A 12,746-nucleotide genomic window follows, 5' to 3' on the forward strand; every position below is an offset into this window, starting at 1 on the left:
GACCGGATCGTGCGAATGATCGAGATGCGCGCAAAGCTGTCGTTCGCGTCGTGGAAAACGTACGTCGGCTTCGAGTCAGCCGCCCCGTTCCCAACCGGTCGTTGCAGCACCGAGCCGGGTCCATCACGGACACCAATCTCATGAGCCGATGCATCCTATTCGCCCCGAAATGGGCGGCCCTCGGTCAACGCGTCATCATCGAGCAGACTTCGATGGCATCTTTTCCACAAGAGGGTTTGCAGCGAAATTGGTACGATCTCTTGTGCTTCCGTAGTGCTTCCGCGCAAAAAGAGCGAGGACACTTGCCAAAATCATCGTCGCCTAAATATCTGATATTTATGTTTAAATTGGCGCACCCGACAGGATTCGAACCTGTGACCTCTGCCTTCGGAGGGCAGCGCTCTATCCAGCTGAGCTACGGGTGCCTTCAGGATCGGCGATCCGGAAAACGAACCAGCCGGTAAACCGGCCAGCCCCGGCTTCTTAGCGGAAGCCGGGCCGGGCTTCAACGGGCAAGTGGAGTTTGCACGAAATCCGGTCAACGTTTTGAACCGCGCTCTTGATCGGATTGAGCTTACCCAATAGAGCCAAGGAGGGGGATATCAATTAATGGACAAACGAAGCCTCACCGAACGCGACATCTGCACGAAATTCATTCTGCCCGCCGTTAAGCTCGCCGGATGGGACGAGATGTTGCAGGTTCGGGAGGAGGTCTATTTCACCAAGGGCCGCATTATCGTACGTGGCAAGCTGGTGACGCGTGGCAAGGCAAAAAAAGCCGACCTCGTTCTCTACTATAAGCCGAATATCCCCATCGCCTTGATCGAAGCGAAGGACAACAACCACGGCGTTGGCGATGGTATCCAGCAGGGCCTCGACTATGCCGCGACGCTGGACATCCCTTTCGTCTTTTCCTCAAACGGCGACGGTTTCGTCTTTCACGACCGCACGGGCCAGAGCGACACCAAGGAGGCGAACCTCGGCATGGACGCCTTTCCGTCGCCCGCCAATCTTTGGGCACGCTATCGCGCCTGGAAGGGCCTCGACCCGGAAGCAGAACAGATCGTGCTTCAGGATTATTTCGACGACGGCAGCGGCAAAGCACCCCGCTATTATCAGGTAAACGCCGTCAATGCCGCGATCGAGGCCATCGCCAAGGGGCGCGATCGCGTGCTGCTCGTCATGGCGACGGGGACGGGCAAGACCTACACGGCATTTCAGATCATCTGGCGCCTGTGGAAGGCGGGTCGCAAGAAACGCATACTCTTCCTTGCCGACCGCAACGTGTTGATCGACCAGACGATGGTGAACGACTTCCGCCCGTTCGGCGCGGCGATGGCGAAGCTTTCGACGAACGCAAAGACCATTGAGCGGCAGGACGGCACCACGGTCGATCTGACACTGGCGCTCGACAGGAAGCGGCGCATCGACACCGCCTTCGAGGTCTATCTCGGTCTCTATCAAGCGATCACCGGACCGGAGGAGCGCCAGAAGCTCTACAAAGAGTTCTCCCCCGGCTTCTTCGACCTAATTGTCATCGACGAATGCCATCGCGGCAGCGCGGCCGAGGATTCCGCGTGGCGCGAAATCCTCACCCACTTTTCCGGTGCAACGCAGATCGGCCTGACTGCCACGCCGAAAGAAACGGAATACGTTTCAAACGCCGATTATTTCGGCGAGCCAATCTTCACCTATTCATTGCGCCAGGGCATCAGTGACGGCTTCCTTGCACCCTACAAAGTCATCAAGGTCCACATCGATCGCGACATTGAGGGCTATCGCCCGGAACTTGGGCAACTCGACCGAGATGGTAACGAAGTCGAGGATCGAATCTATAACGCTAAGGATTTCGACCGGACGCTGGTTCTTGACGACCGCACTTTGCTTACCGCCAAGAAGGTCACCGAATTTCTAAAGGAAACCGGCGACCGCTTCCAGAAAACCATCGTGTTCTGCGTTGACCGGGAGCACGCAGCGCGTATGCGACAGGCACTCATCAACGAGAACAAGGATCTTTGCGACGAGAACCACCGATATGTCATGCGGATCACCGGCGGTGACAGCGATGGCCAGGACCAGCTTGGCAATTTCCTTGACCCGGAATCGAAGTATCCCGTTCTAGTCACGACCTCGCGGCTTTTGTCCACCGGGGTTGACGCGCAGACCTGTCGGCTAATCGTGCTCGATCGCACGGTAGGGTCGATGACCGAGTTCAAGCAAATCGTCGGGCGCGGCACCCGCGTTCACGAGGATACCAAGAAATTCTACTTCACGTTGATCGACTTTCGTGGCGCGACCAATCATTTCGCTGACCCAGAATTCGATGGGGATCCGGTGCAGATTTACGAACCCAGCGAAGACGATCCGATCACACCGCCCGACGATACTGTCGTCGGTCTTGGTGAAGGTGATCAAGCGCCATACGAACCGGGCGATAGCGAAACCATAATCGATCAGCCGGGCGTTCCGCTACCGCCGGGCAACCACGTGCGCAAGATTTACGTGGACGGCGTCGGCGCCCGCATCGTCGCCGAGCGCGTCGAATATCTTGACGAGAACGGCAAGCTCGTCACCGAAAGCCTGCGCGATTTCACTAAGACGGCGTTGAAGAAGCGTTTCGCCAGTCTCGACGATTTCCTCAGACGCTGGAAATCTGCTGAACGCAAACACGCGATCGTTGAGGAACTGGAAGCCGAGGGCCTGGCGCTTGACGCCATCGCAGATGAACTGGGCAAGAACCTCGATCCCTTCGATCTGATCTGCCACGTGGCATTCGACAAGAAACTTTTGACACGCCGCGAGCGTGCCGAAAACGTCAAGAAGCGCGACGTGTTCACCAAATACGGGCCACAAGCCCGGGCCGTGCTCGATGCGCTGCTCGAAAAATATCGGGACGAAGGCGTAATCCATCTCGACGACGCCAACGTGCTGAAGGTGACGCCCTTCACTGCGATGGGCAGCGTCGTCCAACTAATCAAGGCGTTCGGCGGCAAGGAGGGCTTTGAAAAGGCCGTCCACGAAATGCAGGACGCCCTTTACCAGGAGATCGCATAGCCAATGATTGTCCGCACCACTGTCAAATCCATCCAGGACATCATGCGCCAGGATGTTGGCGTTGATGGCGACGCACAGCGCATCAGCCAGTTGTGTTGGATGTTCTTCCTCAAGATCATCGACGACCAGGATCAAGAACTTGAACTGACTAAGGACGGCTACCACTCGCCGATTCCGGAAAAACTCCAGTGGCGCAACTGGGCGGCCGACCCAGAAGGCATCACCGGGCAAGCCATGCTCGATTTCATCAATGATGAACTTTTCCCTGCATTGAAAGGCCTGCAGCTCACTGGAAAACCGGGCGACCGGCGCCGCGTAGTGCGCGACGTGTTCGAGGACGCGTACAATTACATGAAATCCGGACACCTCATCCGGCAGGTCTTAAACAAGATCAACGAGGTTGATTTCAATAATCTCGACGAGCGGCGGCACTTCGGCGAGTTCTATGAGCAGTTGCTGAATGATCTTCAATCGGCAGGCAATGCCGGCGAATATTATACACCGCGCGCCGTGACTGCCTTCATGGTTGATCGCATTGACCCGCGCCCAGGAGAAACGCTGTTCGATCCTGCCTGCGGCACGGGTGGCTTTCTCACCTGCGCTATTCGTCACATGGAAAAAGGCTACGTCCGCACGCCCGCGCAGCGTGAGACGATGCAGGGCGCACTTCGCGCGGTGGAAAAAAAGCAGCTTCCGCACATGCTCTGCGTCACCAACATGCTGCTGCACGGCATCGAGGACCCGAGCTTCGTGCGCCACGACAACACGTTGGCCCGCCCGCTGATTTCATGGAGCAAGGACGAGCGCGTCGATATCGTCGTCACCAATCCGCCCTTCGGCGGGCGCGAGGAAGACGGCATCGAGAACAATTTTCCGACCTTCCGTACCAAGGAAACGGCGGACCTGTTCCTGGCGCTGATCGTGCGCCTCTTGAAACCGAATGGTCGCGCCGCCGTGGTTCTGCCCGATGGCACGCTGTTCGGGGAGGGCGTGAAGACGCGGCTCAAGGAACATCTGATGGAGGAGTGCAACCTCCACACCATCGTCCGCCTGCCCAATTCCGTGTTCAAGCCCTATGCATCGATCGGCACTAACCTGTTGTTCTTCGAGAAGGGCGCGCCAACGAAAGACATTTGGTTCTACGAGCATCGCGTGCCGGAAGGCCAGAAAGCCTATTCGATGACAAAGCCGATCCGGCTGGAGCATTTCGAGGGCTGCATTGACTGGTGGGGCGGCAAGGATCGCGAGGGCCGCGAGGAGACGCCGCAGGCGTGGCGCGTCACGGCCGAGGAGGTCAAGGCGCGCGGCTACAATCTCGACATCAAGAACCCGCACGCGGTGGCGGACGATCATGGCGACCCGGAAACGCTGCTGGCCGACCTCGCCCGCGCCGAAGCCGAAACGGTGGGATTGCGGGATCAGTTGAAGGCGATCCTCGCCGAGGCGCTGGCCCGATGAATGCGCAACGGCTATTGGCGCATTACGAGAAGATCGCCGACGCGCCCGACGCGATCGCACGGCTGCGCCGCTTCATTCTCGATCTGGCGGTGCGCGGCAAACTCGTCCCGCAAGATACGAACGACGAACCGGCATCGGAATTGCTGAAGCGGATCGCAAAGGAGAAACTAGATCAATCCGATTTGCCGCAAGGATGGCGTCGAGCCAAGGTCGGTTCGATCCTAGATTTCCAATACGGCAAAGGCTTGAAGGCAAGCGAACGATTAGACGAAGGCCCAGTGCCCGTGTTCGGTTCAAATGGGATCGTCGGCTTCACCGATGAACCACTGACGGTGCGCCCTTCGATCATCGTAGGCCGTAAAGGATCAGCTGGTGCCTTGACTCTCTGCGATGGCCCGTCGTGGACGACCGACGTTGCCTACTTCGTCGAGTCTCCGCTATTCCTTAATCTTCGATTTCTGTTAAACGCGCTTGCGGCTCTCGATTTGGACAAGCTCGGAAAGGGCGTGAAACCCGGCTTAAGCCGTTCCGACGCATACGAGCAGATAATCGCCCTCCCACCCCTCGCTGAGCAGCACCGCATAGTCGCCAAGGTCGATGAGCTGATGGGTCTCTGCGATCGGCTGGCGGCAGGGCGGGGAAACCGCGAGGGGTTACGCGACAGGTTGACGGCGTCGAGCCTCGCCCGCCTCAACGCGCTTGATGCCGAAACCTTCCTGGCCGACGCCCGCTTCGTCCTCGACGCGCTGCCCGCCCTCACCACGCGCCCCGACCAGATCAATGCCCTGCGCCAGACCATCCTCAACCTCGCCGTGCGCGGCAAGCTGGTGCCGCAGGACGAGAAGGACGAACCAGCGTCGGAACTGCTGAAGCGGATCGCGAAGGCAAAGGCTGAACGGAAGAAGAAGACCGGCGACGCACGGATCAAGATGGAGCCCGATCCGACGCCCGACGAACTCGAAATGGCGCTTCCCTCGGGATGGGCCGTTCAATCATTCGAGAACCTCTTTCTGTTCATCGACTATCGCGGGAACACGCCTCCCAAGACGGATGAAGGAATCCCACTCATCACCGCGAAGAACATTCGCATGGGCTACCTGAACCGTGAGCCGCGCGAATACATATCGAAGGTGACTTTCAAGACGTGGATGAAGCGCGGCTTCCCCGAGATCGGCGACTTGTTCTTCACCACGGAGGCGCCGCTCGCAAACATCTGCCTGAACGATATCCAGGAACCATTTGCACTCGCGCAACGCGCCATCTGCTTTCAGCCATATGCGATGATTGATACAAAGTTCCTGATGTTCGCGGTGATGAGCGATCTGATGCAGTCGCTGATCGACAAGCACGCAACCGGCATGACGGCCAAGGGCATCAAGGCGGCCAACTTGAAGCCGCTTCCGATCCCGATCCCGCCCCTCGCCGAGCAGCACCGCATCGTCGCAAAGGTTGATGCGCTGATGGCGCTCTGCGACCGGCTAGAGGCGAGCCTCAATACTACCGCCGCCACCCGCCGGCGCCTCCTCGACGCGCTGCTGGCCGAAGCGCTAGCGCCGGTCGAGAATCGAGAACTGCAGGCAGCGGAATGACGACAAGGCTCGTCGACTCAGGTTGGTCGCGGGAAGTCGCCGAGGCCATTCGCGAGGATGCAAGCGAGTTGCGGATCATTTCCCCGTTTATAAAAGCGGGCGCATTGCGACGCTTGCTTTCAGCGGGTCCGAAAACCGTTCAGGCTATCACCCGGTTCAATTTGTCAGATTTCGCGGAAGGCGTCAGCGACGTTGTGGCCCTGCGGCGGCTGCTGGAGGTCGGAGGGACGGTGCGCGGCGTCAGGAACCTGCACGCTAAGATGTACCTGTTCGGATCAAACAGAGCGATCGTGACATCTGCCAATCTGACGGAGGCCGCGCTCACCCGAAACCACGAGTTCGGCTTGGTTTCCCAAGATGCAGAAATCATCGCGGCGTGCCGCCGCTATTTCGATGATCTTTGGATGCGCAGCGGTGCCGACCTTACGGTCCAGCAGCTCGATAAATGGGACGAAACGGTGACGCACCATCGAGCGAAAGGCGGGCGCCCAAATCTCCCCATCGGCCTCGGCGACTTTGGCGCCGACGCAGGGATAGTCGACTCTCCGGCAACCTTGCCCATAAATGTTGCCGATGCTCCCCAGGCATTTGTGAAGTTTCTTGGTGAGGGCGACAATCGGGTTCCATTAGCATTCCCCACGATCGAGGAAATAGAGCGATCTGGTTGCCATTGGGCTGTCGCATACCCCGCCACAAAGCGGCCGCGAATGGTTAAGGACGATGCGGTGATCTTCATCGCACGACTGACATACGATCCGAATGACATCCGGGTTTTTGGGCTTGCGATAGGCATGCATCATGTGCCGGCACGAGACGATGCCACGCCCGAAGACATTACTCACCGCGATTGGAAAGCAACGTGGTCCCGCTATATTCGCGTCCACCATGCCGAATTTGTTGCAGGCACGATGGCCAACGGCATCTCTCTCAACGAACTCATGGGTGCTCTCGGCGCAAATTCGTTCGCGTCGACGAAGCGCAATGCATCACGTGGCGAAGGGAACACTGATCCGAGAAAGGCTTACCAACAACAAGCAGCGGTTGAGCTTTCTAACCAAGGCACATCGTGGCTTAGTGAGCGATTGCAGGCCGCGTTCGACCAGCATGGCAAAGTGCCTCAGGATGAACTCGACAAACTTGATTGGCCGGATAACGTCCGGCCATATCCGTAGACCAACCTCTCACTGCTGCTCGGCATACAGCAGCCGCGTCGTCGCGTTCGCCGTCGCCGTCGACAGGCTGCGCTGGATCAGCGCCTCGACATGGTCGTTGCGCTGGCGCGCACTGTCGGCGCCCATCACCACGATGATCAGCCTGTGCCCGTCTGCATTATAGGAGGTAACGATGTTGAAGCCCGAAGCTCTGATGTAGCCGGTCTTGATGCCGTCGACGCCGCGCACCCGGCCGAGCATGTCGTTGTGGCCGCGCACCAGCCTGCCGCGGAACATGAAGTCGCTGTCGGAGAAATAGTGGAAATGCTGCGGGAAGCGGGTGTGCAGCGCCATGCCGAGCACCGCCATGTCACGCGCCGTCGTGTGCTGGTCGCCATCCGGCAGGCCCGAGGCGTTGCGGAAGACGGTGCTGCTCATGCCGATCTGGCGCGCCTTGGCGGTCATCATGCCGGCGAACGCCTCTTCGCTGCCGCCGAGATATTCGGCAACGGCGACCGCCACGTCATTGGCCGATTTGACGACGATGGCGCGGATCGCCGAATCGACGTCGATCGTCTCGCCGCGCCTGAACCGCAGCTTGGTCGGCGGCTGCCGCGCGGCGTAGTCCGACACCGGAATTTGCGTCTCCTTGCTGATCCGCCCCGACTCCAGCGCCTCGAAAAGAAGGTAGAGCGTCATCATCTTGGTCAGTGACGCCGGATAGCGTGGCGCCGTGGAATTGACCTCGAACAGCGTCTTGCCGGTGCCGGCGTCGATGACCATCGCGGCATATTTCTGCGGCGGCGCCGGCACGGCCAGCACGCTGTCGGGCGGCGTCACCGTCGTGCAGCCGGCGGCAAACAGCAGCAGCGCCAGCACCGCGACGTAATTGTGGATGAGCGAAAAGAAGCGCAAGGCGGACAAGTCGGTTCCGAAGGCAGGCTGTTTCCGAGACGAGGCGAAGCTATCTTACCGCAAAGGCGCAGTCCATTTGGTTAATATCGGTCGGGGCCTGGATTGGTGCCCTGTCCACAGGCCCACGTGGCCGCTGTGCCGAGCCGGCTGAGGGGAATTGCCGGCCACCACGCTTGCGCAACCGGCGGCGAGTGGGCTTTGCTGGCGCCGGCAGAATCGGGCCGCCTGAATTCGGGCTGGCAGAATCGGTAGGTGCACATGGATACGGTCACGATCACGGCAAAAGGCATTTCGGTATCGGTCGATCTTGCCGTCGGCCATCTCGCCGACATGGCGGTCGATATCGATGGCCTTCGGCTGAACCCTTTGCATCGCGCACCCTGGGTCGGCGAGCCGCGCGAGACGCTGCCGAAAGATCTGCCTGAAGGTACGGTCCACCTGTCCGGCGATTTCCTCTGCGCGCCGTTCTCGATCAGCGACGTCGAAGAGGCACCTTTGCATGGCTGGCCGGCCAATAGTCGCTGGGACGTCGTCGACAGCGCGGCAACGGTCGATGGCTGGCGCGCCGTCTTGCGGCTGCAGCGCCCGGTCATGGGCGCGAGCGTCGACAAGATCCTGATCGTGCGCGACGATCATCCCTTTCTCTATCAGGAGCACGTCTTTTCCGGCGGGGCCGGCGCCATTCCGGTCGCCCACCATCCGATGACGGTGATGAAGGCCGGCGGCAGGCTGGCGTTCTCGCCGAAGCGCCTTGCCGCGACGCCGAACGAGCCGCCGGAGCCCGATCCGGCCCGCGGCCGCTCTTTGCTCGCCTACCCGGCGCGCAGCACCGACCTGACGCGCTTTCCCGCCGCCGACGGCGGCACGATCGACCTGACCGCCTATCGCATGGACCAGCTGCGTGAGGACTTCGTCACGCTGGTCGAGGCCGACCATGGCGGACCGGGCTGGACCGCGCTGGCGCGCCAGGCGGAAGCCGACCTCGTGCTGGTGCTGAAGAACCCGGCCGAACTGCCGGTCACCATGCTGTGGGTCAGCAATGGCGGGCGCGATTACGCGCCATGGAGCGGCCGCCACCGCGGCGTGCTCGGCATCGAGGACGGCCGCACGGCCGTCGGCCATGCCGCGTCGCTCGGCGACAACTGGCTGAAGCATGAAGGCGTGGCGACCGCCTTTGCCCTTGCTGAAGGGCGCCGCTTTTCGTTCCGCCATGTCATCGGCGCACTGCCATGGCCATCCGGCGAGCCGCCGCGCGACGTCACGACCTCGCCGGGCCGCATGCGCATCCTGGCGGCTGACGGTGCCGAGCGCGACATCGGCTTCGACAACGATTTCCTGCGGATCAGCCAGTCCAGGCCCGATTGAAGGCCTGGCACAAGCCGCGTTTGAAATTTTCGAAAACTGCCGCCAAAATGCGCCAGAACCATCTTAACGGATGCCAATGTCTGAGATCGCCCATCTCGCCGCTACCATTTTCAAGCGCGCCGGCAAGGCGCCGCGCTTCATTGTTGCCATTGCGGGTCCGCCCGGCGCCGGCAAGTCGACATTGTCGGCAGGCTTGCATGACCTGCTGCCGGAAGGCACGGCGGAAGTCGTGCCGATGGACGGGTTCCACTACGATGACGTCGTGCTCGAGCGGCGCGGCCTTCGCCAGCGAAAAGGTGCCCCGGAAACCTTTGATTTTGCCGGCTTCGAAGCGCTGCTGAAGCGCATCCGCGCTGGCGAGCCGGATATCGCCATCCCGGTGTTCGACCGCAGCATGGAGCTGTCGCGCGCTGCCGCTGCGATCATCGCCGCCGAGACCAAATTCATCCTGGTCGAAGGCAATTACCTGCTGCTCGACGAAGAGCCATGGACGCGGCTGGCGCCGCTGTTCGACTACTCTATCTTCGTCGACGTGCCGCGCGCCGAGCTCGAGCGCCGACTGCTCGAGCGATGGCACGAGCACGGCCGGTCCGACCAGGACGCGCGCGCCTGGATTGCTTCCAACGACATGCCGAACATCGACCGCGTGCTTGCCCGTCGGCGGCCCGCCGACCTGGTGGTCGGTGGACAGGCCTGATCTGGTAAGGACTGTTCGGCCGGAACCTTAACACTTTCAGGCCGTTATCCCGGACACGGCAATTGCATGAGGGAACGGTTAGATGGAAACCATGGCAAGAAAGCCTGCGCCCGCCAAGGGCAAGGTAACACGATCAAAAATCACTCGAGCGAAAACCAGCGCCGGCCCGGCAGGAGCGGCCCACTCCAAGGATGCGGCAAAGCCCAGCTTTGGCAAGGCGGCGCCGAAAAAGGTGATGCCTGCCGCGGCCAAAGCCGCTGCACCCAAGGCCAAAAGGTCGGCAAGCAGCAGAGGATCGATCGCAGGCAGCGCAATGCGCACCGTTAAGGCAACGGCCAATGTCGCCGCCGGTGCCGTGCTTGCGACCGCCAAAGGTGCGGCGTCGCTTGCCGCTTCCGTAGTCGGCAAGGGCGGCTCGAAACCCCGGACCAAGGCAAAATAGCCGGGGCAGTCAGGGTTCTGATCAGGCTCTGGCCGGAATGGTGAGGCCCCTCTGCACCGCCGGCCGGGCAAGGCCACGCTCCAGCCATGCGCCCACGCCCGGGAAATCGTCGAAACCGACGAGGTCCCGCGCCTCGTAAAAGCCGATCAGATTGCGCACCCATCCAAGCATCGAAATGTCGGCGATGGTGTAATCGTCGCCCATGATCCAGTTGCGGCCCTTGAGCCTCGTTTCGAGGACGCCGATCAGCCGCCGCGACTCGTCGCGATAACGCTCGAGCGGGCGCTTGTCGGCGATTTGGCGCCCGGCGAATTTGTGGAAGAAACCGACTTGGCCGAACATGGGCCCGATGGAAGCCATCTGGAAGAACACCCACTGGATCGTCTCGTAACGCAGCGTTGCGTCTGCCGGGACCAGCTTGCCGGTCTTGTCGCTGAAATAAAGCAGAATGGCGCCGGATTCGAACAGGCCGATCGGCTTGCCGCCCGGGCCGTCCGGATCGATCATCGCCGGGATCTTGCCGTTCGGGTTCAAAGACAGGAATTCCGGCGTCCAGCTCTCGTTCTTGCCGATGTCGACGGCATGCGGCTCGTAGGGCAGGCCAAGTTCCTCCAGCGCGATCGATATTTTCACCCCGTTCGGCGTCGGAAACGAATAAAGCTGGATGCGGTCGGGGTGGCTCGCCGGCCAGCGCCTGGCGATCGGAAACGCGGACAGATCGGTCATCGAAACTCCTGGTCGGGGACCGCGCCGAGCGGCATGGTCATGGCGGGTCGCAGTGAGTTAGGCGCGACGCCTGGCGCGATCAATATGCGCATGGAAAGTTTCACCGGCCCCGGTGAAAGGCCCGCAAAGGGTGTGGTCACACGGCCTTGACCGCCAGCACCGCATTGGTGCCGCCGAAGGCGAAGCTGTTGCTCATCGCGGTGCGCACCGCGCGCTCGCGTGCCACGTTCGGCGTGATGTCGAGATCGCAGTCGGTGTCGGCTTCCCGATAATTGGCGGTCGGCGGCACGATGCCTTCGCGGATCGCCATCACGCAGGCGATCATTTCCAGCGCGCCGGATGCGCCGAGGCAGTGGGCATGCATCGATTTGGTCGAGGAGACAGAAAGCTTGTAGGCATGGTCGCCGAACACGCGTTTGATCGCCGCCGTCTCGATCTGGTCGTTGGCCTTGGTGCCGGTGCCATGCGCGTTGAGATAGTCGACGTCCTCCGGATTGAGCCCGGCGTCGACGAGGCAGAAGCGCATCGCCGCCTCAGGCCCTTCGATAGTTGGCGCGACGATGTCGGAGGCGTCGGCGGAAAGGCCGACGCCGGCGATTTCGGCAAGAATAGCGGCGCCGCGCGCCATGGCATGCTCATACGTTTCCAGCACTACCATGCCGGCGCCTTCGCCGAGCACGAGCCCCTGGCGGTCGGCCGAAAACGGCCGGCAGGTGTCCGGCGACAATACCCGCAGGGCTTCCCAGCCCTTGAGGATGCCCCAGACCAGTGGCGCATCGGTGCCGCCGGCGACCATGACGTCGGCCCGGCCGAGCCTGATCTGATCGACCGCGGAGGCAATGGCGTGGTTGGATGACGAGCAGGCAGAGGTGATGCCGAACACCGGTCCACGCAGACCAAGATTCATGCTGACATGGCCGGCGGCTGCGCCCGGCATTACTTTCGGTACGGTGAAGATGCCGGCGCGGTTCTTGCCTTCGAGCAGGATGGCGCGATAGTTCTCTTCGATTGCCTCCCAGCCGCAGACGCCGACGCCGACGATGGTGCCCATCCGGTAGGTGTTGGCCGCGTGCGGGTTCAATCCCGCCTGCTGTGCCGCCTCCCGCGCGGCGATCGTCGCCAGAAGGCTGAAGCGGTCCATCGACACGACCTGTTTGCGGTCGATGCCGTGCTCGGGAAGCGCCTTGATTTCGCAGCCGACCTTGACCTTCAGATCATGCAGCAGCGGATTGTCGATCGCGCCGATTGCCGAACGGCCGGCGCGCATCTCATTCCAGATTGCCGGTGCATTGGTGCCGAGGCCGCATAACCCGCCGATGCCCGTGATGACGATCCGCTTGTGCATTCAG

11 protein-coding genes and 1 tRNA gene are annotated in these 12,746 nt (G+C 61.3%); 7 read left to right on the plus strand and 5 right to left on the minus strand.

Annotated elements, in window-relative coordinates:
• Positions 1-348: 348 nt before the first annotated feature.
• A tRNA-Arg gene (locus tag NKH42_RS01385) sits at positions 349-425 on the minus strand.
• Positions 426-609: 184 nt separating this feature from the next.
• On the opposite strand from NKH42_RS01385, the gene hsdR reads away from it, so the two are divergent.
• The 4 genes from hsdR to NKH42_RS01405 are packed head-to-tail and all read left to right on the plus strand — an operon-like array spanning position 610 to position 7,273.
• The gene (hsdR, locus tag NKH42_RS01390) at positions 610-3,054 is read left to right on the plus strand and encodes an EcoAI/FtnUII family type I restriction enzme subunit R (RefSeq protein WP_352686317.1); all 2,445 of its coding nucleotides are present in this window, start codon (positions 610-612) and stop codon (positions 3,052-3,054) included.
• Positions 3,055-3,057: 3 nt separating this feature from the next.
• Positions 3,058-4,512, plus strand: a complete 1,455-nt coding sequence (locus NKH42_RS01395; protein WP_352686319.1) for a type I restriction-modification system subunit M — start codon at positions 3,058-3,060, stop codon at positions 4,510-4,512.
• Positions 4,509-6,101: a restriction endonuclease subunit S gene (locus NKH42_RS01400; RefSeq protein WP_352686321.1), complete on the plus strand. Its 1,593-nt coding sequence runs from the start codon at positions 4,509-4,511 to the stop codon at positions 6,099-6,101. Before NKH42_RS01395 ends, NKH42_RS01400 begins: the two co-directional genes overlap by 4 nt.
• Complete coding sequence (locus NKH42_RS01405; RefSeq protein ID WP_352701049.1) at positions 6,098-7,273, plus strand: phospholipase D family protein; 1,176 nt, start codon at positions 6,098-6,100, stop codon at positions 7,271-7,273. The genes NKH42_RS01400 and NKH42_RS01405 overlap by 4 nt, the downstream gene beginning before the upstream one ends.
• A gap of 9 nt (positions 7,274-7,282) precedes the next feature.
• Here NKH42_RS01405 and NKH42_RS01410 read toward each other — a convergent pair whose 3' ends face one another.
• Positions 7,283-8,176, minus strand: coding sequence for a D-alanyl-D-alanine carboxypeptidase family protein (locus tag NKH42_RS01410; protein ID WP_352686324.1), 894 nt, complete (start codon positions 8,174-8,176; stop codon positions 7,283-7,285).
• Between the two features lie 249 nt (positions 8,177-8,425).
• On the opposite strand from NKH42_RS01410, the gene NKH42_RS01415 reads away from it, so the two are divergent.
• Positions 8,426-9,532: a hypothetical protein gene (locus NKH42_RS01415; protein WP_352686326.1), complete on the plus strand. Its 1,107-nt coding sequence runs from the start codon at positions 8,426-8,428 to the stop codon at positions 9,530-9,532.
• A gap of 76 nt (positions 9,533-9,608) precedes the next feature.
• Positions 9,609-10,229, plus strand: a complete 621-nt coding sequence (locus tag NKH42_RS01420; RefSeq protein WP_254815818.1) for a nucleoside triphosphate hydrolase — start codon at positions 9,609-9,611, stop codon at positions 10,227-10,229.
• Between the two features lie 78 nt (positions 10,230-10,307).
• Here NKH42_RS01420 and NKH42_RS01425 read toward each other — a convergent pair whose 3' ends face one another.
• Complete coding sequence (locus NKH42_RS01425) at positions 10,308-10,550, minus strand: hypothetical protein (RefSeq protein WP_352686329.1); 243 nt, start codon at positions 10,548-10,550, stop codon at positions 10,308-10,310.
• On the opposite strand from NKH42_RS01425, the gene NKH42_RS01430 reads away from it, so the two are divergent.
• The gene (locus NKH42_RS01430) at positions 10,543-10,671 is read left to right on the plus strand and encodes a hypothetical protein (RefSeq protein WP_302893450.1); all 129 of its coding nucleotides are present in this window, start codon (positions 10,543-10,545) and stop codon (positions 10,669-10,671) included. The two genes, NKH42_RS01425 and NKH42_RS01430, sit on opposite strands and share 8 nt — an antisense overlap.
• Before the next feature lie 21 nt (positions 10,672-10,692).
• Here the strand turns inward: NKH42_RS01430 and NKH42_RS01435 are convergent, their stop codons facing one another.
• Together NKH42_RS01435 and NKH42_RS01440 are read right to left on the minus strand one after the other, a co-directional pair.
• Positions 10,693-11,397, minus strand: coding sequence for a glutathione S-transferase family protein (locus NKH42_RS01435; RefSeq protein ID WP_352686332.1), 705 nt, complete (start codon positions 11,395-11,397; stop codon positions 10,693-10,695).
• Between the two features lie 136 nt (positions 11,398-11,533).
• Positions 11,534-12,742, minus strand: a complete 1,209-nt coding sequence (locus NKH42_RS01440) for a beta-ketoacyl-[acyl-carrier-protein] synthase family protein (protein WP_254815821.1) — start codon at positions 12,740-12,742, stop codon at positions 11,534-11,536.
• Positions 12,743-12,746: the final 4 nt, after the last annotated feature.

Origin of the sequence: Mesorhizobium sp. M1142, from assembly GCF_040318565.1 — a bacterium.
In the GTDB taxonomy this organism is placed as follows: domain Bacteria; phylum Pseudomonadota; class Alphaproteobacteria; order Rhizobiales; family Rhizobiaceae; genus Mesorhizobium.

Bases quoted from the DNA above. Each gene is read 5' to 3' on its own strand.
- hsdR (WP_352686317.1), top strand. From the start codon at position 610: ATGGACAAACGAAGCCTCACCGAACGCGACATCTGCACGAAATTCATT.
- NKH42_RS01395 (WP_352686319.1), top strand. From the start codon at position 3,058: ATGATTGTCCGCACCACTGTCAAATCCATCCAGGACATCATGCGCCAG.
- NKH42_RS01400 (WP_352686321.1), top strand. From the start codon at position 4,509: ATGAATGCGCAACGGCTATTGGCGCATTACGAGAAGATCGCCGACGCG.
- NKH42_RS01405 (WP_352701049.1), top strand. From the start codon at position 6,098: ATGACGACAAGGCTCGTCGACTCAGGTTGGTCGCGGGAAGTCGCCGAG.
- NKH42_RS01415 (WP_352686326.1), top strand. From the start codon at position 8,426: ATGGATACGGTCACGATCACGGCAAAAGGCATTTCGGTATCGGTCGAT.
- NKH42_RS01420 (WP_254815818.1), top strand. From the start codon at position 9,609: ATGTCTGAGATCGCCCATCTCGCCGCTACCATTTTCAAGCGCGCCGGC.
- NKH42_RS01430 (WP_302893450.1), top strand. From the start codon at position 10,543: ATGCGCACCGTTAAGGCAACGGCCAATGTCGCCGCCGGTGCCGTGCTT.
- NKH42_RS01435 (WP_352686332.1), bottom strand. From the start codon at position 11,397: ATGACCGATCTGTCCGCGTTTCCGATCGCCAGGCGCTGGCCGGCGAGC.
- NKH42_RS01440 (WP_254815821.1), bottom strand. From the start codon at position 12,742: ATGCACAAGCGGATCGTCATCACGGGCATCGGCGGGTTATGCGGCCTC.